This window comes from Pseudoxanthomonas japonensis, assembly GCF_010093445.1.
Lineage (GTDB): Bacteria > Pseudomonadota > Gammaproteobacteria > Xanthomonadales > Xanthomonadaceae > Pseudoxanthomonas_A > Pseudoxanthomonas_A japonensis.
On record NZ_PDWW01000014.1, the window covers coordinates 74,191 to 95,320 of the forward strand.

Genomic DNA, 21,130 nt, shown 5'->3' on the forward strand with positions numbered 1-21,130 from the left:
GTCCAGCGAGTGCTTACAGCGATTCAAAGATGCCCGCTGCGCCCATGCCAGTGCCGATGCACATGGTCACCATGCCATACTTCTTCTGGTGGCGACGCATGCCGTGCACGATCGTCGCGGTGCGGATCGCACCGGTTGCGCCCAGCGGGTGGCCGAGGGCGATGGCGCCGCCGAGCGGATTGATCTTCGACGCATCCAGGTCGCTGTCGCGGATCACCGCCAGCGCCTGTGCGGCGAACGCCTCGTTGAGCTCGATCCAGTCCAACTGGTCCTTGGTCAGGCCGGCCTGCTTGAGCGCCTTCGGAATTGCGGCGATGGGGCCGATGCCCATCACTTCCGGGCGCACACCGGCCACCGAGAAGCTGACGAAGCGGGCCAGCGGCGTCAGGCCGTAGTCCTTGATCGCCTGCTCCGAGGCCAGCAGTACGCCTGCCGCGCCGTCGCTCATCTGCGACGAAGTACCCGCAGTGACCGTGCCACCGAACTGCGGGTTGCGGAACACGGTGCGCAGCTTGGCCAGGCCTTCCAGCGACGTGTCGGCGCGCGGGCCCTCATCCTGTTCGACCAGCAGCTTCTTCAAGCGGACCGTGTTGCCGGCCAGGTCGGGCTGGCGCGAGACGACTTCGTACGGACTGATCTCGTCCCTGAATTCGCCAGCGGCCTGTGCGGCCAGCGCCTTCTGGTGCGAGGCGACGGCGAAGGCGTCCTGGTCCTCGCGCGAGATCTTCCATTCCTCGGCGACCTTCTCCGCGGTGATGCCCATGCCGTAGGCGATCGAGACGTGGTCGTTGTCGAAGACGCTCGGCGCCATGGCGATCTTGTTGCCCATCATCGGCACCATGCTCATGCTTTCGGTGCCGCCGGCCAGCATCAGGTCGGCGTTGCCCAGGCGGATCTGGTCCGCCGCCATCGCCACGGCCTGCAGGCCGGACGAGCAGAAGCGGTTGATGGTCTGCGCGGCGATCGTGTTCGGCAGGCCGGCCAGCAGCAGGCCGATGCGCGCCACGTTCATGCCTTGCTCGCCCTCGGGCATGGCGCAGCCGATGATGGCGTCGTCGATGCGGTTGAGGTCGATGCCCGGCGCCTGCGCCACGACCGACTTCAGCACGTGCGCCAGCATGTCGTCCGGACGGGTGTTGCGGAACACGCCCTTGGGCGCCTTGCCTACCGGCGTGCGGGTGGCGGCGACGATGTAGGCTTCCTGTACTTGCTTGCTCATGTCTCTATGTCCTGTGTCGTCGTCGGTCAGTTACGCAGCGGCTTGCCGGTCTTCAGCATGTGCGCGATGCGGGCCTGGGTCTTTTCCTGCTGGGCCAGTTCGACGAAGTGCTTGCGCTCCAGCTTGAGCAGCCACTCCTCGTCGACCAGTGCGCCGCGGTCGACTTCGCCGCCGCACAGTACGGTGGCGATGCGCACGGCGATCTCGTAGTCGTACGGGCTGATGAAGCGGCCTTCCAGCATGTTCACCAGCATCATCTTGAAGGTCGCGATGCCGACGTCGCCGGCCACCTGGATGCGGCGGGCGGGCAGGGGCGGACGGTAGCCCGTCTCGGCCAGCGCCAGCGCTTCCTGCTTGGCGACATGCAGCAGTTCGTAGGCGTTGAAGGCCACCTTGTCGCCGGCACGCACGAGACCCAGTTCCTTGGCTTCGACGGCGGAGGCGGAGACCTTGGCCATCGCCACGGTCTCAAAGGTCTTCTTCAGCTCGGCGAACACATCGCCGCCCGGACCTGCGGCCTGCGAGGCGCGCACGGCGATTTCCTTCAGGCCGCCACCGGCGGGCAGCAGGCCCACGCCGGCCTCGACCAGGCCGATGTAGCTTTCCAGGTGCGCGATGGTGCGCGCACTGTGCATCTGGAACTCGCAGCCACCACCCAGCGCCAGACCGCGGACTGCGGCCACGACCGGCACCAGCGAATACTTGATGCGCTGGCTGGTGGCCTGGAAGTTGGCGACCATCGCCTCGAATTCGGCGATCTTGCCGGCCTGCAGCGCGCCCAGCGCGCCGGCCAGGTCTGCGCCGGCGGAGAAAGGTTCCTTCGGCTGCCAGATCACCAGGCCCTTGAAACGCTGCTCGGCGATGGTGATGGCTTCCTGAAGGCCATCCAGCACCGCGTCGGAGACGGTGTGCATCTTGGTCTTGAAGCTGACCACGCCGATGCCGTCGCCGTCGGTCCACAGGCGCACGCCGTCGTTCTCGAAGACCGTCTCGCCCTGCGGGAAGACCTCACCCAGCAGAGGATCGGGGAAGCGCTGGCGCTTGTACACGGGCAGCGACGAGCGCGGCAGCTTGGCATTCTTGCCGGGGCTGTAGCTGCCTTCGGCACCGTGCACGCCCTCGCGGCCGTCGAACACCCAGTTCGGCAGCGGCGCGGAGCTCATGGCCTTGCCGGCCACGATGTCGTCGGCGATCCACTGGGCCACCTGCTTCCAGCCGGCGGCCTGCCAGGTCTCGAACGGACCCAGCGACCAGCCATAGCCCCAGCGGATGGCGAGATCGACGTCGCGCGCGGTCTCGGCGATGTCGGCCAGGTGGTAGGCGCTGTAATGGAACAGGTCGCGGAATATTGCCCACAGGAACTGCGCCTGCGGATGCTGGCTCTCGCGCAGCTTGGCGAACTTCTCGGCCGGGTTCCTGATCTTCAGGATCTCGACCACCTCCGGCGCCGCGGTACGGTCGGAGGCGCGGTAGTCCTGCTTCTCAAGATCGAGGACCACGATGTCCTTGCCGACCTTGCGGAAGATGCCGGCACCGGTCTTCTGGCCCAGCGCGCCCTTGGCGATCAGCGCTTCCAGCCACTTCGGCGACTTGAAGTAGGCGTGCCACGGATCGTCGGGCAGCGTGTCAGCCATGGTCTTGATGACGTGGGCCATGGTGTCCAGGCCGACCACGTCCGAGGTGCGGTAGGTCGCCGACTTCGGGCGGCCGATCAGCGGGCCGGTGATGGCGTCCACCTCGTCGAAGCCGAGCTTGAACTCACCGGTGTGGTGGGCGGTGGCCAGAATCGAGAACACGCCGATGCGGTTACCGATGAAGTTCGGCGTGTCCTTGGCATACACGACGCCCTTGCCCAGCGTGGTGGTCAGGAAGGTTTCCAGGCCTTCCAGCACCGCCGCGTCGGTGGACTTGGCCGGAATCAGCTCGGCCAAGTGCATGTAGCGCGGCGGGTTGAAGAAGTGCACGCCGCAGAAACGATGGCGAAGCTGCTCCGGAAGCACTTCCGCCAGCTTGTTGATGCCCAGGCCCGACGTGTTGCTGGCCAGCACGGCGTGATCGGCCACGAACGGGGCGATCTTCTTGTACAGGTCCTGCTTCCAGTCCATCCGCTCGGCGATGGCCTCGATGATCAGGTCGCAGCCCTTCAGGTGCTCCAGGCCGGTTTCGTAGTTGGCCGGCGTGATCGCCTCGGCCAGGGACTTGCTGGCCAGCGGGGCAGGGCTGAGCTTGGCCAGGTTGGCGATCGCCTTCTGCACGATGCCGTCGGGGTGGCCGTCCTTGGCGGGCAGGTCGAACAGCACGGTGTCGACGCCGGCGTTGGTCAGGTGCGCGGCGATCTGCGCGCCCATCACGCCGGCGCCCAGCACGGCCGCCTTGCGAACAAGCAGGGGGTTGGACATGGGATTTCCTCGGATTGCAGGGGTTAGGTGCGGTCGGCGCGAAGGCCGGCCTCGGCGAAGCGGATCAGTTCACGGGCGGCACGCTCACGGTGCGCCGCCTCCGTGACACCGGTGGGGCGCTTGATCAGGCCAAAATCGGCCATGGCGTAGGTCAGGGCGCCGGAGAAGAAGTCGAGCCGCCAGTACAGCTCTTCCTTGCTCAGGCCGGGCACGCAGGCGGCAATGGCCTTGCCGAACTCGCGCAGCACATGGCCGTAGTGGTCGGACAGGAACTTGCGCAGGCCATCGTTCTTCTCGGCATAGGCCCGGGCGATGACCCGCACGAAGGCGCCGCCGCCATGCCGGTCCTGGGCCAGGGCGAGGGCGGGTTCGACGAAGGCCGCCAGAATCGGCTCCAGCTCGCCCGGCCGTTCCGCCAGGGCCTTCCCCAGCAGGGAGAGTCGGGCCGCGGTCATGTCGTCCATGCGGCGGCGGAACACCTCGTTGACGAGGTTTTCCTTGCTGCCGAAGTGGTAGTTGACCGCGGCGATGTTGACGTCCGCCCGGCTGGTGACCTGCCGCAGCGAGGTCCCAGCGAAACCGTGCTGGGCGAACAGCTCCTCGGCGGCCCCCAGGATCCGTTCCTTCGTCGAAAAATGCGTGGTGTTGCCCATGACGCCTCCGGGACCTGAATCAAACGCTTGTTTGATCCATTGTGTGTCCGGGGCGTCGGAAGTGTCATGTTGCGAAGCAGCAAATTCGCCCCCGGCCGGCTGCACACTTCCAGCAGATACGTTAGAATCTCGCTACGCTTTCTGGTCTAAGCCCGCGTTTCGACGCGGGTTTTTCATGTTAACCTCGGGTCCTCAGTGGCCCGCCCGAACGGAGAAATCCCCATGGCGCTGGAGCGCACCCTGTCGATCGTCAAGCCCGATGCCGTTGCCAAGAACGTCATCGGCGAAATCTATGCCCGCTTCGAAAAGAATGGTCTGAAGATCGTCGCCTCGAAGATGAAGCACCTGTCGCGCCGTGAGGCCGAAGGTTTCTATGCCGTGCACCGCGAGCGTCCGTTCTTCAACGCGCTGGTCGAGTTCATGATTTCCGGACCGGTCGCCATCCAGGTACTGGAAGGCGAGAACGCCGTGCTGAAGCACCGCGACATCCTTGGCGCCACCAATCCGAAGGACGCCGCGCCGGGCACGATCCGCGCCGACTTCGCCGACTCCATCGACGCCAACGCCGCACACGGTTCGGACTCGGTCGAGAACGCGAACATCGAGATCGCGTATTTCTTCGCCGCGACCGAAGTGTTCTCGCGCTGAGCGATACGCGATGAGCAGCCACGAACTGCCGCCGATCGAGTTGAAGCTGGCCACGGACGCACCGTCTGTGGCCATCGGCGTGCCCGTGTCTGCGAAACAGAACCTGATGGACCTGGATCGCGAAGGGCTTGAGCAGTTCTTCGTCGGTACGCTGGGCGAGCAGAAGTTCCGCGCGTACCAGGTGATGAAGTGGATCCACCACCGCTATGTCACCGACTTCAACGAGATGACCGATCTCGGCAAGAACTTGCGCGCGAAGCTGCAGGAGCATGCCGAAGTCGTCGTGCCGCAGGTCGTGTTCGACAAGCCCTCCACCGACGGCACCCACAAGTGGTTGCTCGGCATGGGAGTGGACGGCAAGAATGCCGTCGAAACGGTCTATATCCCAGACAAGAGCCGCGGCACGCTCTGCGTGTCGTCGCAGGTCGGGTGCGGCCTGAACTGCACGTTCTGCTCGACGGCCACGCAGGGTTTCAATCGCAACCTCACCACGGCCGAGATCATCGGGCAGGTGTGGGTGACGGCGCGCCACCTGGGCAACGTCCCCGCACAGAACCGCCGCCTCACCAACGTGGTGATGATGGGCATGGGCGAGCCGCTGCTCAATTTCGACAACGTCGTGCGCGCGATGAACATCATGCGCGACGACCTGGGTTACGGCCTGGCGAGCAAGCGCGTCACGCTGTCGACGTCCGGGCTGGTGCCGATGATCGACCGTCTATCCACCGAGACCGACGTGTCGCTCGCCGTCTCGCTGCATGCGCCGAACGACGCGCTGCGCGAGCAGTTGGTGCCGCTCAACAGGAAGTACCCGATCGCCGAGCTGATGGCGTCCTGCGTGCGTTATCTGCGCGCAAGCAAGAAGCGCGACTCGGTGACGTTTGAGTACACCCTGATGAAGGGCGTCAACGATCAGCCCGAACATGCGCGGCAACTGGCGCAGCTGATGCGCAAGTTCAGCAATGCCGCGCAGTTGAAGGATGCCGGCAAGGTCAACCTCATTCCGTTCAATCCATTCCCCGGTACGCGCTACGAGCGTGCGCCCGAGGAAGACATCCGCGCTTTCCAGAAGCTGCTGCTGGATGCGCAGGTACTCACGATGGTCCGCCGCACCCGTGGCGACGACATTGATGCCGCCTGCGGCCAGTTGAAGGGGCAGGTGATGGACCGTACCCGTCGCCAGGCCGAGTTCCGGCGGCAGCTGCAGGAACAGGGCATCGACGATGCCGCGTAAGGCGATCTGCCTGCTGCTGATCACCCTCCTGCTGGCGACGGCCTGCAGTCGTCTGACCTTCGTCCGACCCAAGGGGAAGGTGGAACCCATGTCGGGACCGCAGTCGACGCGCGAGTATTCAGTGGGCGACAGCCCCGAGGTGAAGCGCCGTCAGTCCGTGCAGACACTGCTTGCCCGTGCCGTGCAGCGGCTTCAGGCGGGCGAGCCCGACGCGGCCGAGAAGGATGCGCGCGCTGCGCTGAAGCTGGATCCCACGTCGGCCGACGCGACGACGGTGCTGGCGGTGGTCGAGGACCAGCGCGGCAATACCAGCGCTGCGGGGCAACACTACAAGCGCGCCGCAGAGCTGGCGCCTTCGCAGGGCGCTGCGCTCAACAATTACGGTACGTGGCTTTGCAAGAACGGGTTTGCAGCGGAGTCGCTGGTGTGGTTCGACCGCGCGATACAGGCGCCTGACTACGCCACGCCAGCCTCGGCGATGGCCAATGCGGGCAGCTGCGCACTGAAGTCCGGTCAGGCGGAGCGCGCGGCACGCGACCTTCGTCAGGCGCTGGCGCAGGAGCCGGCCAACGCCGTCGCGCTGGAAGCCATGGGCGAACTCGAGTTCCGCCAGCAGCAATACATGTCGGCCCGCGCGTTCGTCGAGCGCCGGCTGGCGGCAGCGCCTGCCAACGCCGCTGTCTTGAAACTCGCATCACAAATCGAGGACAGACTCGGCGACAAGGCCGCTGCCAGTCGATATGTTCAGCGGATTCGGGCGGAGTTCCCCGACGCGCTGGACGTCACAACCGGGGGAAATGCAGGGCCATGATGCAATCCGTAGTCGGGGATGTGGTCACGCCGCAGGGGTGCGGCGAGGCCTTGAAGGCGGCGCGCGAGCGGGCCGGTCTGTCGGTGCAGGAGATCAGCCAGCGGCTGAAGATGCCCGTGCGGGTGATCCAGTCGCTTGAGGCCGGGCAGTGGGACCAGTCGGGCGGCGTGGTGTTCGTCCGGGGCCAGTTGCGCAGCTACGGTCGCCTGCTGAAGGTGGATGTGGAGCCGTTCCTGCAGCAGGCGGAAACCGTGGTGGCGAGGCCGGCCGAGCTGGTGAGCCATTCCCACACGCCTCGTTTGCAGTACGTCTTCGAGAGTTTCAAGCGGCGAGCGGTCTACGCCGTGCTGACGCTTGTCATCGCGACGCCGGTGTGGATGGCGCTGCGCCCATCCTCCGGCCCATCGCCGGACGCCGCCACGGCGTCGCTGGATGTCGTGCCTGCCGCTCCGCGCGCACCGGGCCCGACGGCTGGCGCGACGCGTCCTGCGGCCAAGCCCCAGGCAGCGCCTTATGTCGCCTCGATGGCGCCGTTGCCGCGCGCGGCAACGCCCTGGCTTTCGATGTCGTTCAAGGGCGACAGTTGGGTCGAGGTCAACGCGCCCGACGGCCGCAAGGTCGAGCACGCGCTGCTGCGTGCGGGTGACGAACGCCGCTATGCGCAGGGCGAAGTGGGGCGCATCAAGCTGGGCGACGCCACCGCGGTCGAGGTTCAGCAAGCGGGGAGTACGGTGGATCTGGCGCCGTACCAGCGAGCGAATGTCGCACGCTTTACGGTATCCTCTGAGGGTTCCCTGGCGCCGGTCGTTGACTGACCCGCGCGCGGGTTTGTCCAACCTAGACCGAGACCCCGCCTGAGACGGGGCAAGAGAGCGCATGGCGATTGACGATCTGCTCGACGAGCACGAACAAAGCGAACGTGTCCGCAGCTGGCTGAAGAACAATGGTGCCGGCCTGCTGGGCGGCGTGGCCCTTGGGTTGGGCGTGATCCTCGGCTGGCAGTGGTGGCAGAAGGACCAGGCCGCCAAGCAAGAGCAGGCGTACCAGAGCTACCAGACCGCCGTCGAAGGCCTCGCCAAGGGCGACCTGAAGCAGACCCAGGGTGCGGTCGATGCGCTGGTCAAGGAAGACGCGCTTTACGCCGATGTCGCCGGCCTGCAGTTGGCCAAGGCGCAGATCCAGGCCGGTGAGCGCGATGCCGCCATCGCCACGCTGCGTGCACTGACACCGGACAACGCGTTGCGGCCGTTGGTGAACCTGCGCCTCGCCCGCCTCCTGATCGACGCCGGCAAGCACGACGAAGCGCTCAAGCTGCTGGACAAGGCCGACGATGCCTCCAGCCTCGAAGTGCGGGGTGATGCATTGCTCGCGACCGGCAAGCAGAAGGAGGCGCAAGACGCCTATACCCGCGCACTCACCACGCTGGATGCCGTGTCTCCTCAACGCCGGCTGGTGGAGTTGAAGCTGATCGATGCCGGCGGCACGCCGCCCAAGACCGGAGGTGCCGCATGAGCCGCGCGTCCGGTCCGGTCGTACGCCTGATCGCGGCCGTCACGATCATTGCCGCCCTTGGTGGCTGCAGTACCGTCAAGGGCTGGTTTTCCGGGAAGGAAAAGGAAGGCGAGAAGCCCGTCGACCCGGCGGAGCTGGTCGACTTCACGCCTTCCGCGACGGTTTCCAAGCTGTGGAGCGCCAACGTGGGCAAGGGCGAGAAGCGCCTCGGCCTGCAGCAGGTGCCGGTGGTGGAGGACGGGCGCGTCTATGCCGCCGCGGTGGAAGGCGGCGTGCGCGCCTACGATCTGCAGACGGGCAAGCAGATGTGGCAGTACAAGTCCGACCTGCGTCTTTCAGGCGGACCCGGTGCGGGCGACGGACTGGTGGCCGTGGGCACGCTCGACGGGCAGGTCATCGCGCTGGATGCGGCGACGGGTGCCGAGAAGTGGCAGGCCAAGGTGCCCAACGAGGTCATCGCGGCGCCGGCCATCGGCCAGGGCATGGTCTACGTCCGCACCAACGACGGACGCATTACCGCGTTGTCGTCGGAAAATGGCGAGCGTCGCTGGTTCTGGAACAACGAACTTCCCAGCCTGACGGTGCGTGGCAATGCGCCGGTCGTGTTGGGGCCGGGCGTGGTGTTCGCGGCCAGTGACGATGGCACTGTCACGGCATTGGCAGGCAACGACGGGCGCCCGATGTGGACCCAGACGGTCGGTATCCCGGAAGGCCGCAGCGAGCTTGAGCGCATGGCCGACGTGGACGGTGCACCGGTGCTCGAAGGCAGCACGCTGTATGTCACCAGCTTCAAGAAGGAAACGATCGCCCTGGAAGGTCCGTCGGGGCGTCCCCTGTGGACGCGCGACAATGGCGGCGCTGGTGGCCTTGGCGTGACCAGCAGCGCCGTGGTCGTGTCCGATCCGGCCGGGACCGTGTGGGGCCTGGACAAGTACAGCGGCAGCGCGTTGTGGTCGAATACCACGCTGGCCCGCCGCTCGCTCACCGCGCCGACGATCCATGGCGATTATGCGGTCGTCGGCGATTACGACGGCTACCTGCACTGGCTGAAGACGGACAACGGCGAGGTGGCGGCGCGCGCGCGCGTCGGCGGCAAGGCCATCCGTGGCAAGCCGGTCGTGGCGGACGGCATCCTGCTGGTGCAGGACGTGGAAGGCGGGCTGACGGCGTTCGGCTTCAAGTGATCCGCCGGATGGGCGGCCCATAGCCGCTCCTTCCTGCTTCCGGAAAGGGCCGCACTGCGGCCCTTTTTCGCGGAAGAGGGCGTATTCCGCTACCATGGCGACCCCTTGACCGACCGGAGCGGTCGCGCCATCCGCGCGACAGCGAGCGTCCGGCGTCCCCTCTCTTCACGGTTGCCCCCTGCATGCTGCCCCTCGTCGCCCTGGTGGGCCGTCCCAACGTCGGCAAGTCCACCCTGTTCAACGCGCTGACCCGCAGTCGTGACGCGCTGGTGCACGACCAGCCGGGCGTGACCCGCGACCGCAACTACGGGGTCTGTCGGCTCGACGAGGAAGACCCGTTCCTGGTCGTCGACACGGGTGGCATCGCCGGCGAAGAGGAAGGACTCGCGGGTGCGACCGCGCGTCAGGCGCGTGCCGCCGCCGAAGAGGCCGACCTGGTGCTGTTCATCGTCGATGGTCGCGAAGGCGCCTCTGCGCTCGACGACGACATCCTGGCCTGGCTGCGCAAGACCGCGCGCCCCACGCTGCTGGTCATCAACAAGATCGACGGCATCAACGAGACCACGGCGATCGCGGATTTCGCCCGCTATGGCTTCGCCGACGTCATCACGATCTCGGCCTCGCACCGGCAGGGCATCGACGACCTGCTGGAAGAAGTGCACCAGCGCCTGCCCGAAGAAGGCGGCACTGCGGGCCTGGACAACGATCCGAACCGCATGCGCGTGGCGTTCGTGGGACGCCCGAACGTGGGCAAGTCGACGCTGGTGAACCGCCTGTTGGGCGAAGAGCGCATGATCGCGTCCGAGGTGCCCGGTACCACGCGCGATTCCATCGCCGTGGACATGGAGCGCGACGGTCGCCAGTACCGCCTGATCGACACCGCCGGCCTGCGCCGCAAGGGCAAGGTGGAAGAGGCGGTCGAGAAGTTCAGTGTGGTCAAGACGCTGCAGGCCATCGAGCAATGCCAGGTGGCCGTGCTGCTGCTGGATGCCACCGAAGGCGTCACCGACCAGGACGCCAGCGTGCTCGGTGCCGTGCTGGATGCCGGCCGTGCGCTGGTGGTGGCGATCAACAAGTGGGATGGACTGACCGCCTACCAGCGCGAGCAGGCCGAAGCCCTGCTTGCCCGCAAGCTGGGCTTCGTCGAATGGGCCGAAGTGGTGCGTATCTCCGCGCTGCATGGCTCCGGACTGCGTGAGCTGTTCAAGGCGATCCATCGCGCGCATGCGTCGGCGACCAAGGAGTTCGGCACCAGCGAGGTCAACAAGGCACTCGAGATCGCCTACGAGACCAATCCGCCGCCGAGCATCCGCGGGCATGTCTCCAAACTGCGTTACGTGCATCCGGGCGGCGCCAACCCGCCGACCTTCATCGTCCATGGCACGCGCCTGAAGGTGCTGCCGGAGTCGTACAAGCGCTATCTGGAAAACTTCTTCCGCAAGCGCTTCAAGCTGGTCGGCACGCCGGTGCGCTTCATCTTCCGCGAGGGTGCCAATCCCTACGAGGGCAAGAAGAACGTGCTGACCGAGAAGCAGATCGCCAAGAAGCGCCGCCTGATCCGGCACGTCAAGCGCGGCAAGTGACGGGTTACCCGACCCGCATCGATTTCGCCGCCGCCGCGGAGATCATCCGCGACGTCGCCGGCAACCGGATGTTGAAGGCCGAGCGGGTGCCGGTCACGCGCGCCAGCGGCCGCGTGCTGGCCGAAGACATCGTCTCGCCGATCGCGCTGCCGCCCTTCGACAACAGTCGCATGGACGGTTTCGCCTTCGCGCATGCCAGTCTTTCGACGGAAGGTCCGACAGCGTTGCGACTCGCAGGAGCGCAGTTCGCGGGTCTCCTTCAGGACCTGCACGTGGCGCCGGGCGAGTGCGTCCGCATCACCACCGGCGCGCCCCTGCCACGCGGCACGGACACGGTCGCCATCAAGGAGGACTGCAACGAGGAGGGTGGTAGCGTCCGCGTGCCGGCCGGCACTGCACCCGGTGCGGATGTCCGTCGCTGTGGCGAAGACGTGCCTGCCGGCGTCCGCGTGCTAGAGGAAGGGCAGTTGCTGACGCCGACGCGGGCATCGCTCGCCGCGGCCCTGGGTGTGGCGTCAATGGCGGTCACGCAGCGCCCGACCGTCGCCGTGTTCACCACCGGCGACGAACTGGTCGAGCCTGGCCTGCCGCTGGCACCCGGCCAGATCTACAACAGCAACCGCGAGCTGCTGATGGGGTTACTGCGTGCGGAGGGGTTGGAGCCGACGGCATGGCCAACGCTGCCGGACGATCCCGAACGCATGGCCGCCATGCTCACCGACGCTGCGGCGGCGTTCGACGTGGTGATCACCTGCGGCGGTGTCTCGGCCGGCGAGAAGGACCATCTTCCGGGTCTGCTGGCGACGCACGGCCGCATCCACTTCTGGAAAGTGCGGATGAAGCCGGGCATGCCGGTGCTGTTCGGCGACATGGACCGCGCGCTCTTTCTCGGTCTGCCGGGCAATCCGGTCTCCGTGCTGGCGACGTTCCTGACGCTGGGACGTGAACTGCTGGACGGACTGCAGCGCCGTCGTGAATCCCGTCCACAGTGGAAGGCGGTGCTGACCGCACCATGGCGGAAGACCCATGAGCGCCTCGAGTTCCTGCGCGGCGGCCTGGGCAGTGCGGCCGACGGCCGTCTGCAGGTAACGCCAAATGCCGCCGATGCCTCGCATCAACTGCGCGCCGCCGCCGACAGCAATGCGTTGATCGTGCTGCCCGAAGGCGCGCACGACTATCGCGCCGGCGATGTCGTCCACGTGATCGGCTGCTGAGCCGGACCGCGCCACGACTTGCGCGATAATCGCCGCATGGCCATCCGCGAAATCGACCCCCGTGACGTTGCCGCCTTGCTGGCGCAGGGCAGTGTGTTCATCGACGTGCGCGAGGAGCACGAGCGCGCCAGCGGGCAGGCGGAAGGCGCGCGCGGTATCGCGAAGGGCGAACTGGAACGCGATCCGGCGACGCATCTGCCGGATCGCGACGCCAGCATCGTCCTGATCTGCCAGAAGGGTGGACGCTCGATGGACGCGGCGCGCGTGCTGGAGGCCGCCGGCTATTCCCGCCTGTCATCCGTCGCTGGCGGCACGTCGCGATGGATCGAAGAGCAGCGCTCGGTCGTCATGCCGGCGCTGTCGGCAGAGGCTCGTGACTTCAACGAACGCTATTCGCGCCACCTGCTTCTGCCGGAGGTCGGCGTCGCAGGCCAGCAACGCCTGCAGCGATCGCGGGTCCTGATGATCGGCGCGGGTGGGCTGGGTTCGCCGGCCGCGTTCTACCTGGCTGCTGCGGGGGTAGGGCACCTGCGCATCGCGGACGACGACGTCGTCGACCGCAGCAACCTGCAGCGCCAGATCCTGCATACCGAAGCACGCATCGGCGAACCGAAGGTTTCCTCGGCGCAGGCGACCCTGGCCGCGCTCAATCCCCGCACGCAGGTGGAGGCGGTGCAGGAGCGCGTCACCGCGGAGAACGTCGAGCGCCTGCTGGAGAACGTGGACGTGGTGCTGGATGGCGCGGACAACTTCCCGGCCCGCTATCTGCTCAACGACGCCTGCGTGAAGCTGGGCAAGCCGCTGGTGTACGGCGCCGTGCAGCGCTTCGAAGGGCAGGTGAGCGTATTCGATGCCGGCCGGCATCGCGGCGAACGGCCGTGCTATCGCTGCCTGTTCCCGGAGCCGCCCCCGCCGGAGTTCGCCCCGAACTGCGCCGAGGCCGGCGTGCTGGGCGTGCTGCCCGGGGTCATCGGGCTGCTGCAGGCCACGGAAGTGATCAAGCTGTTGCTCGGGACCGGGGAGACGCTGGCCGGCCGGTTGCTGCACTTCGATGCACTGGCCATGCGCTTCCGCGAAACCCGCTTGCGCCACGATCCGGACTGCCCGGTCTGCGCCGCCGGTCGTCCGTTCCCCGGTTACATCGACTACGCGGCGTTCTGCCGCGCGACCTGATCAGTAGACCGCGCGCATGCGCAAGCCTTCGCGGAACTGGCGCGGGGTGATGCCGGTGTCGCGCTTGAAGGCCGCACTCAGGTGGCTGTGGCTGGCGAAGCCGCAGTCGAATGCGATGTCCGCGATGTCGGCGTTTCCGTTGAGCAGGTGCCAGCGGGCGCGACGCAGCCGTTGCGCCAGGATGTACTGCGCCGGCGTGGTGCCGAAGTTCCGGCGGAACGCGATCAGCAACTGGTGCACGCTCAGGTCGGCCAGCGCGGCCAGCTCGGTCAGGGTGATGCGCTGGTCCAGCCGGCTTTCGATGTGGTCGCACAGCCTGCGCGCCGTCGCCGGAAGCAGCGCGGCCGGCTCCGGCCTGGTCACGGCGGGCAGCCGGTAGCTGTCGTACAGGTGCTGGCGCAGCACCCATTGCAGGCGCTCGGCCATCATCACCGACAGGTCGTCGCCGTTACGGCTTAGCCGCCCCAGTCGCGCCACGCTGTAGTGGAGGAATTCGTCCCGGTGGCCCAGCCGGGGCATCAACGCCTCCAGCGGAACGCGCGCCTCGCGTCCCACGTCCACGTCAGCGGCGGGCGACAGGCGCAGCTCGCCGTAGGTGATGACCTGTCCGCGCGCCTGGCTCGCATAGCGCCGGCGCGCGGGCACCAGCCAGATATCGCCCGGGGAGGGCGGGGCATGGGTCGATCCTGCGCCGTCGATCTCCGTTTCCAGTTCGCGCATGGTGCCGCCCAGATGGACGATGACGGTGTGGCGCGGCTGGTCGATGGCCCACAGCGTCCGCTGGCGGATGTCCTCGCGGCAGACCAGCAGTTCGACGCCTGGCCAGCGGGCCTGCGCCAGCACGGTATAGGGAGGGGCTCCCGTATCCGCGCCGCCAGCCGTCTCGCGAGACGACGTCCATCCATCGTGGGCCGGAGAATTTGACAGCGGATCGGACATCGTGAAAGCCGGATGGACTGCTTCGCACGCATCTTAGGGCCGTTCCGCGGGGTTGCCTACACGGTGCCCGCGCTGGAGCGTCCCCCTTCCTGTCCCTGTAGGAGCACTGCATGACCGACCATTCCATCCGCGGCAAAGTCGCCCTGATCGCCGGAGGCGCCAAGAACCTGGGTGGCCTGATCGCACGCGATCTCGCACAGCAGGGCGCTGCCGCCGTCGTCGTCCACTACAACAGCGCCGCCAGCAAGGCCGACGCCGACGCCACCGTCACAGCCGTGCAGGCCGCCGGCGCGAAAGCCGTCGCGCTGCAGGGCGACCTGACCAGTGCGGCCGCCGTGGAGCGCCTGTTCGCCGACGCCATCGCCGCCGTCGGCCGTCCCGATATCGCCATCAATACCGTGGGCAAGGTGCTGAAGAAGCCGATCACCGAGATCTCCGAGGCCGAGTACGACGAGATGTCGGCGGTCAATGCCAAGACCGCGTTCTTCTTCCTGAAGGAAGCCGGCAAGCACGTCAACGACAACGGCAAGGTGGTCACGCTGGTCACGTCGCTGCTCGGCGCCTTCACGCCGTTCTATGCGTCGTACGCGGGGACCAAGGCGCCGGTGGAGCACTTCACCCGCGCGGCAGCGAAGGAGTTCGGCGAGCGCGGCATCTCGGTGACGGCGGTCGGTCCCGGCCCGATGGATACCTCCTTCTTCTATCCGGCCGAGGGTGCGGACGCGGTCGCCTACCACAAGACTGCCGCGGCGCTGTCGCCGCACAGCAAGACCGGCCTGACCGACATCGAGGACGTGGTGCCCTTCATCCGCCACCTGGTCAGCGATGGCTGGTGGATCACCGGGCAGACCATCCTGATCAACGGCGGCTACACCACCAAGTAAGCCGGCGGCGGGGCGGCATCGCGTCCGCCCCCTCCCGTCTTGCAGGCGTGCCCTTGCGATAACGTGGGCGCACCGGATCATCACTGCTGAGGAGGACCCCCATGCGAACCCTGATTTTCATCGCCACCGGTCTGCTGCTGATGGGCATCGCGATGCGGTTGGCCAGCCCCGGCAGGCGTCGCGCCGTCATGGGGGTCTTCAGCGTGGGCTGGCTGCTGGCCGTGCTGTGGAACCTGCGGACGGGCATGTCGCATGGCTACTCGCTGCAGGAAGAACTGCCTATCCAGGCGGGGATCTACCTGGTACCGGTCGCGGCGGGCTGGTGGTGGGCCTGGAAGACGAGGCAACACTGAAACCCCACGAACGTTCCCGAGCCCGCCGTCATGACGAATTCCTCGCATCCCCTGTTGCGGCCAGCCGGTCAGCCCGCCCGCGTGGCCAACGTCGAACTGTTCTTCGACCTGGTCTATGTCTTCGCCATCACCCAGTTGTCCCACCACCTGCTCGAGCACCTGACCTGGCTGGGCGTGCTGCAGACGGCGACACTGTGGTTCGCGGTCTGGTTGGGCTGGCAATACACCGCCTGGGTCAGCAACTGGTTCAATCCCGAGCATCTGGTGATCCGCACCATGCTGATGGTGTTGATGGGCGTGGCGCTGCTGGTGTCGGCCGCCATTCCCGAGGCCTTCGGCGGGCGCGGCCTGCTGTTCGCCTGCAGCTTCGCGGCCATCCAGGTGGGGCGCACGCTGTTCGTGCTGTACAGCCTGGGGCGTGGGCATGTGCTGACGCCCAACTTCCTGCGGATGCTGTGCTGGTTGCTGGTATCGGCCGCGCTGTGGATCGCGGGCGGCCTGAATGAAGGAAGTACGCGCCTCGTGCTTTGGCTGCTGGCGGTGGGCTGCGAATACCTGTCGCCGATGGCCGGCTTCCCGGTGCCTGGGCTGGGTCGGTCGCGGACGTCGGACTGGACCATCGATGGCGGCCACCTGGCCGAGCGGTGCCAGCTGTTCGTCATCATCGCGCTGGGCGAATCCGTACTGGCCACGGGTGCGTCGTTCGGGCATGCGGCGCATCCGGGGCCGGCCGTGTGGAGCGCGTTCCTCGTGTCGTTCGTTGGCTGCGTCGCCATGTGGTGGATGTATTTCGACACGTCCAGCGGCGATGCGGCGCATGTGATCGAACATTCGGACGATCCCGGCCGGCTGGGCGCCTATTTCCATTACGTCCACGTGCTGCTGATTGGCGGCGTCATCGTCTGCGCCGTGGCCGACGATCTGGTGGTGGCGCACCCGCTGGACCCGGTGAAGGCCAAGTACGCCGCGGTCCTGGTGGGCGGCCCGCTGGTCTACCTGCTGGGCAATGCCCTGTTCAAGCGCGTCGTCTACCGGCGCTTTCCGCTGTCGCATGCCATCGGCATCGGTGCCTTGCTCGTGCTGTGGCCGCTGCTGCCGTGGGTCGACCTGCTGACCGCCGGCGCACTTACCACGGCGGTGATGGTGCTGGTAACGGTCTGGGCGGCGTACTACCGGCGCCGCGACACCCGCGTTGCGCACGCGCATACCCCCGGTTAGGGGCGGCAAGGCAGGCACCATCCGGTAGACTTCCGGCATGAGTGCAGAATCCGGTGCCAGCCAACTGGTCAGTGTCGTCGCCCTGCTGGGCGCAGCGGTGGTGGCGGTGCCGATCTTCCGGCGCCTCGGCCTGGGCTCCGTGCTGGGGTATCTGGCGGCGGGTCTGGCGATCGGGCCGTTCGGCCTGAAGTGGTTCAACGATCCCCAATCGATCCTGCACGTCGCCGAGCTCGGCGTGGTGATGTTCCTGTTCGTCATCGGCCTGGAGATGCGGCCCAGCCACCTGTGGAGCCTGCGCAAGCAGATCTTCGGGCTCGGCGCGCTGCAGATCGCGGTGTGCACGCTGCTGCTGACCGGCGTCGGCCTGGCGTTCGGCTATTCGCTGCCGGTGTCGTTCATCGGTGGCATGGGCTTCGTGCTGACGTCCACCGCGGTGGTGATGCAGCTGCTGGCCGAGCGCGGGGATGTGGCCTTGCCGAACGGGCAGAAGGTCGTCTCGATCCTGCTGTTCGAGGACCTGCTGATCGTCCCCCTGCTGGTGCTCGTCGCCTTCATGTCGCCGCAGGTCGTGCAGCCGGAGGAAGGCTCCCGCTGGGTGTCGATCGGTATCGCCGCGGCCTCGCTGGGCGGCCTGATCGCGGCCGGCATCTGGCTGTTGAATCCGTTCTTCCGCATCCTCGCCGCCGCGAAGGCGCGCGAAGTGATGACCGCAGCTGCGCTGCTGGTGGTGCTGGGCGCGGCGCTGCTGATGCAGCTCGGCGGCCTGTCGATGGCGATGGGCGCCTTCCTGGCCGGCGTGCTGCTGTCCGAATCGACGTTCCGCCACCAGATCGAAGCCGACATCGAGCCGTTCCGCGGCATCCTGCTGGGCCTGTTCTTCCTGGGCGTCGGCATGGCCCTGGACCTTGCGGTGGTGGCCGCCAACTGGCCGCTGATCGTCGGCGCGGTGCTGGCGATGATGGTAGTGAAGGCCATCTGCATCTACGTGGTGGCGCGGATAACCCGCAGTCCGCACGCCGAGGCGCTCGACCGCGCCGTGCTGATGGCCCAGGGCGGTGAATTCGCGTTCGTGTTGTTCGCCGCGGCGGCCTCGGCCGGCATCATCGACGCCACTGTCAACGCCAACCTGACCGCCATCGTGGTGTTGTCGATGGCGCTGACGCCGCTCTTCGTGCTGCTGCTGCGGCGCTTCACCCATCCCGACAAGCCCTCGATGGAAGGCATCGAAGAGGCCAAGGGCCTCAGCGGCAGCGTGCTGATCATCGGCTTCGGCCGCTTCGGCCAGGTGATGAGCCAGTCGTTGCTGGCGCGCGACGTGGACGTGACCATCATCGATACCGACATCGAGATGATCCGCAGCGCCGAGGAATTCGGTTTCAAGATCTACTACGGCGACGGCACGCGGCTGGACGTGTTGCGCGCCTGCGGTGCCCAGACCGCGCAATCCATCGCCATCTGCATCGACGACAAGGAAGCGGCCAGCCGCATCGTCGAACTGGTCCGGCACGAGTTCCCGCAGGCGCAGGTGCTGGCGCGCTCGTTCGACCGCGAGCACTCGCTGGCGCTGATCGCGGCCGGGGTGGACTTCCAGATCCGCGAGACGTTCGAATCGGCCGTGGAGTTCGGCAAGGCCGCATTGCTCAGCGTAGGCGTGTCGCAGGATGATGCCGATGCGATCGCCCTGGAGATCCGCCGCCGCGACAGCGAGCGCTTCGAACTGGAAATGGCCGGCGGTAGCCTGATGGACGGTGCGCGGATGATGTATGGCAACACGCCTGCCAAACCCACGCCGACCCCGTTCACCAAACCCAAGCGTGAAGCGAAGGCGCTCAACGAGGAAGCCGCCGAGATCATCGGCGAGGAAGAAGAGGAATAGCCGGAAGGGTCAGTCGGCGGGCGCAAGGAAGTCGCGGATCGCCGGCCAGTAGGCAGGATCCGTCGACAGGTTGTCGTGACCGGCACGCGGGAAGTCCACGACCCGCGCCCGTCCCTTGAACGATGCCAGCAGGCGATCGGTGTGCGCTGGCGGCACGACGGTATCGCGGCCTGCCCTCAGCACCAGCAGGTTTCCACCGTAACCGGGCAGGCGGGCGGCGGAGTCGTAGCGATCCTTCAGCAGCAGGCGGACGGGAAATACCGGGTAATGGGATTGTGCGACGGCGGCCAGGCTGTCGAACGGCGTCACCAGGACCAGATGCCTGACCGGGCGCTCCGACGCCACGTGGGTCGCCACGCCGCTCCCCAGGCTGCGGCCGATTACGGCCACATCGCCATCCGGATGGCGTCGCGCGATGTCGTCATACACCGCAAGCGCATCGGCCAGCAGGGCGGCTTCCGATGGTTCACCATCGCTGGCTCCGTAGCCACGATGGGCTACCAAGTAGACGGTGCGGGAGGGCAGCCACTGGGCGAACACGTCGCGGTTGGCTTCCACGGCCTCGGCATTGCCACCGAAGTAAAGCACCGCATCCTGTCGACCGGGGTTCACGACCCAGCCGCGCAGCACGGCATCGGGCCGCTGGAAGGCAAAATCCGTCTGCGCCGGAGCGACCCGCGTGAACTGCGGGTAGTAGATCAGGCGGCGCTGCTGCAGGTAGAGCAGGGCGCAGATCGCCAGGTAAGCGCAGATCGCCAGTCCGAGCAGCCAGACCACCATGCGACGCGCGCGATGATCAGCCATGGCGCTCCTGCGCCGCCTTGAACGCGGCCAGTTGCTCCGGCGTGGCCTCGCGCTGGTGCTGCGCCTTCCATGTGGCGAACGGCATGCCATAGACGCGCTCGCGGGCCTGCTCCTTGTCCATCGCAATGCCTGCTTCGGTCGCCGCCTCGCGGTACCAGTCGGCCAGGCAGTTGCGGCAGAAGCCCGCAAGGATCATCAGGTCGATGTTCTGCACATCGGGGCGGTCATGGTTGAGGTGTTGCAGCAGCCTGCGGAAGGCGGCGGCTTCAAGCGCGGTGGTGTCGGTCATGCGGGCAATCCGGGAGCAGGGAGGAGGGCGTCGTCAGTCGCCAATCGGCACGATGGGGTTGCCATGTCGTCGCGACTGACGTCGCTCCCACAGACACCCATGCCGGAATCGGGGACAATACGCGCCGACTCTACACCGCCCCTTCCCATGACTGCCCGAATCCTGGACGGCCGCCGCATCGCCGAGAACCTGCTGGACGAACTTAAGGTCCGGGTCGACGCACGCGTGGCCGCCGGCCTGGGCCGGCCCGGCCTGGCGGTGGTGCTGGTGGGCGGCGATCCTGCTTCCACGGTCTACGTGCGCAACAAGCGCCGTGCGGCCGAGAAGGTCGGCATCGAAGCCTTCGACCACGACCTGCCGGCGGGCACGACCGAAGCGCAGCTGCTCGCGCTGATCGACCAGCTGAATGCCGATCCGAAGATCCACGGCATCCTGGTACAGCTGCCGCTGCCGGGCATTCCCGATGCCACGCGCCTGATCGAGCGCATCGATCCGCGGAAGGACGTCGACGGCTTCCATCCGGCCAACGTCGGCCATCTGGCGCTGCGCCAGTTCGGCCTGCGCCCGTGCACGCCGCGCGGCATCACGACCCTGCTGGGCTACACCGACCAGCCCGTCCGCGGCCGCAACGCGACCATCGTCGGCGTCAGCAACCACGTCGGCCGCCCGATGGCGCTGGAACTGCTGATCGCCGGCTGCACGGTGACCAGTTGCCACAAGTTCACCCCGCGCGACGTGCTGCAGGCGCGGGTCGGCGATGCGGACATCCTGGTGGTGGCGGCGGGCAAGCCGGGGCTGATTCCGGGCGAATGGGTCAAGCCCGGCGCGGTCGTCATCGATGTCGGCATCAACCGGCTGGACGACGGCAGGCTGGTGGGCGATGTCGGCTTCGATGCGGCGTTCGAGCGGGCGAGCTGGATTACCCCTGTCCCCGGCGGTGTTGGGCCGATGACCGTGGCCACGCTGATGCAGAACACACTGGAAGCGGCTGAAGCGGGCCTCTGAGCCGCGTTCCGCCTTTGTGGGGGCGACGCAAGTCGCGATGAAGCGCCCGGATTGGCCCATCGCGACTTACGTCGCTCCCACAGACAGAGGGCGAAGCCGGGAAAGCATCGTTCCAGGTGCGAAGGCCGCCGG

At 67.2% G+C, this 21,130-nt stretch carries 20 protein-coding genes; 14 read left to right on the plus strand and 6 right to left on the minus strand.

Annotation, left to right across the window (positions count from 1 at the left end):
• Positions 1-13: 13 nt before the first annotated feature.
• Genes CSC78_RS11110 through CSC78_RS11120 form a run of 3 tightly spaced genes read right to left on the minus strand, consistent with a single transcriptional unit; the run spans position 14 to position 4,271 of the window.
• Positions 14-1,219: an acetyl-CoA C-acyltransferase gene (locus tag CSC78_RS11110; RefSeq protein ID WP_162337944.1), complete on the minus strand. Its 1,206-nt coding sequence runs from the start codon at positions 1,217-1,219 to the stop codon at positions 14-16.
• A gap of 26 nt (positions 1,220-1,245) precedes the next feature.
• On the minus strand, positions 1,246-3,618 hold the full coding sequence (locus tag CSC78_RS11115) for a 3-hydroxyacyl-CoA dehydrogenase/enoyl-CoA hydratase family protein (RefSeq protein WP_162337945.1): 2,373 nt from the start codon (positions 3,616-3,618) through the stop codon (positions 1,246-1,248).
• A 23-nt stretch (positions 3,619-3,641) separates the two neighbouring features.
• A complete protein-coding gene (locus tag CSC78_RS11120) occupies positions 3,642-4,271 on the minus strand; it encodes a TetR/AcrR family transcriptional regulator (RefSeq protein WP_162337946.1) in 630 nt (209 codons plus the stop codon).
• A 222-nt stretch (positions 4,272-4,493) separates the two neighbouring features.
• Between CSC78_RS11120 and ndk the strand changes: the two genes are divergently transcribed.
• The 9 genes from ndk (at position 4,494) to moeB (ending at position 13,630) form a co-directional block, all read left to right on the plus strand.
• The gene (gene ndk / locus CSC78_RS11125; RefSeq protein WP_162337947.1) at positions 4,494-4,919 is read left to right on the plus strand and encodes a nucleoside-diphosphate kinase; all 426 of its coding nucleotides are present in this window, start codon (positions 4,494-4,496) and stop codon (positions 4,917-4,919) included.
• A gap of 10 nt (positions 4,920-4,929) precedes the next feature.
• On the plus strand, positions 4,930-6,153 hold the full coding sequence (gene rlmN, locus CSC78_RS11130; protein ID WP_162337948.1) for a 23S rRNA (adenine(2503)-C(2))-methyltransferase RlmN: 1,224 nt from the start codon (positions 4,930-4,932) through the stop codon (positions 6,151-6,153).
• 31 nt (positions 6,154-6,184) lie between these two features.
• Positions 6,185-6,964, plus strand: a complete 780-nt coding sequence (gene pilW, locus CSC78_RS11135; RefSeq protein WP_379608876.1) for a type IV pilus biogenesis/stability protein PilW — start codon at positions 6,185-6,187, stop codon at positions 6,962-6,964.
• Positions 6,961-7,779, plus strand: a complete 819-nt coding sequence (locus CSC78_RS11140; protein WP_162337950.1) for a helix-turn-helix domain-containing protein — start codon at positions 6,961-6,963, stop codon at positions 7,777-7,779. The genes pilW and CSC78_RS11140 overlap by 4 nt, the downstream gene beginning before the upstream one ends.
• Positions 7,780-7,840: 61 nt before the next feature.
• Entirely contained in the window at positions 7,841-8,476 is a 636-nt protein-coding gene (locus tag CSC78_RS11145) for a YfgM family protein (protein WP_162337951.1), read from the plus strand.
• Complete coding sequence (bamB, locus tag CSC78_RS11150) at positions 8,473-9,660, plus strand: outer membrane protein assembly factor BamB (RefSeq protein WP_162337952.1); 1,188 nt, start codon at positions 8,473-8,475, stop codon at positions 9,658-9,660. Before CSC78_RS11145 ends, bamB begins: the two co-directional genes overlap by 4 nt.
• 182 nt (positions 9,661-9,842) lie before the next feature.
• On the plus strand, positions 9,843-11,243 hold the full coding sequence (gene der / locus CSC78_RS11155; RefSeq protein ID WP_162337953.1) for a ribosome biogenesis GTPase Der: 1,401 nt from the start codon (positions 9,843-9,845) through the stop codon (positions 11,241-11,243).
• The gene (locus CSC78_RS11160; protein ID WP_162337954.1) at positions 11,240-12,457 is read left to right on the plus strand and encodes a molybdopterin molybdotransferase MoeA; all 1,218 of its coding nucleotides are present in this window, start codon (positions 11,240-11,242) and stop codon (positions 12,455-12,457) included. Before der ends, CSC78_RS11160 begins: the two co-directional genes overlap by 4 nt.
• Positions 12,458-12,475: 18 nt before the next feature.
• Entirely contained in the window at positions 12,476-13,630 is a 1,155-nt protein-coding gene (gene moeB / locus CSC78_RS11165; RefSeq protein ID WP_274379356.1) for a molybdopterin-synthase adenylyltransferase MoeB, read from the plus strand.
• Here moeB and CSC78_RS11170 read toward each other — a convergent pair whose 3' ends face one another.
• Positions 13,631-14,569 carry a helix-turn-helix domain-containing protein gene (locus CSC78_RS11170; RefSeq protein WP_162337956.1) on the minus strand — a complete coding sequence of 313 codons (939 nt, stop codon included), beginning with the start codon at positions 14,567-14,569 and terminating at the stop codon, positions 13,631-13,633.
• A gap of 110 nt (positions 14,570-14,679) precedes the next feature.
• On the opposite strand from CSC78_RS11170, the gene CSC78_RS11175 reads away from it, so the two are divergent.
• The 4 genes from CSC78_RS11175 (at position 14,680) to CSC78_RS11190 (ending at position 18,900) form a co-directional block, all read left to right on the plus strand.
• Positions 14,680-15,453, plus strand: coding sequence for an SDR family oxidoreductase (locus tag CSC78_RS11175; RefSeq protein WP_162337957.1), 774 nt, complete (start codon positions 14,680-14,682; stop codon positions 15,451-15,453).
• A 101-nt stretch (positions 15,454-15,554) separates the two neighbouring features.
• Positions 15,555-15,806, plus strand: a complete 252-nt coding sequence (locus CSC78_RS11180; RefSeq protein WP_162337958.1) for a hypothetical protein — start codon at positions 15,555-15,557, stop codon at positions 15,804-15,806.
• Positions 15,807-15,836: 30 nt separating this feature from the next.
• Positions 15,837-17,024 carry a low temperature requirement protein A gene (locus CSC78_RS11185; protein WP_162337959.1) on the plus strand — a complete coding sequence of 396 codons (1,188 nt, stop codon included), beginning with the start codon at positions 15,837-15,839 and terminating at the stop codon, positions 17,022-17,024.
• A 37-nt stretch (positions 17,025-17,061) separates the two neighbouring features.
• Positions 17,062-18,900 carry a monovalent cation:proton antiporter-2 (CPA2) family protein gene (locus tag CSC78_RS11190; RefSeq protein ID WP_162337960.1) on the plus strand — a complete coding sequence of 613 codons (1,839 nt, stop codon included), beginning with the start codon at positions 17,062-17,064 and terminating at the stop codon, positions 18,898-18,900.
• A 9-nt stretch (positions 18,901-18,909) separates the two neighbouring features.
• Here CSC78_RS11190 and CSC78_RS11195 read toward each other — a convergent pair whose 3' ends face one another.
• Both CSC78_RS11195 and CSC78_RS11200 read right to left on the minus strand, forming a co-directional pair.
• Positions 18,910-19,704, minus strand: a complete 795-nt coding sequence (locus CSC78_RS11195; RefSeq protein WP_238391244.1) for an alpha/beta hydrolase — start codon at positions 19,702-19,704, stop codon at positions 18,910-18,912.
• Positions 19,697-19,993, minus strand: coding sequence for a DUF1244 domain-containing protein (locus tag CSC78_RS11200; RefSeq protein ID WP_162337961.1), 297 nt, complete (start codon positions 19,991-19,993; stop codon positions 19,697-19,699). The genes CSC78_RS11195 and CSC78_RS11200 overlap by 8 nt, the downstream gene beginning before the upstream one ends.
• Before the next feature lie 147 nt (positions 19,994-20,140).
• Between CSC78_RS11200 and folD the strand changes: the two genes are divergently transcribed.
• The gene (folD, locus tag CSC78_RS11205; RefSeq protein ID WP_238391245.1) at positions 20,141-20,998 is read left to right on the plus strand and encodes a bifunctional methylenetetrahydrofolate dehydrogenase/methenyltetrahydrofolate cyclohydrolase FolD; all 858 of its coding nucleotides are present in this window, start codon (positions 20,141-20,143) and stop codon (positions 20,996-20,998) included.
• Positions 20,999-21,130 lie beyond the last annotated feature (132 nt).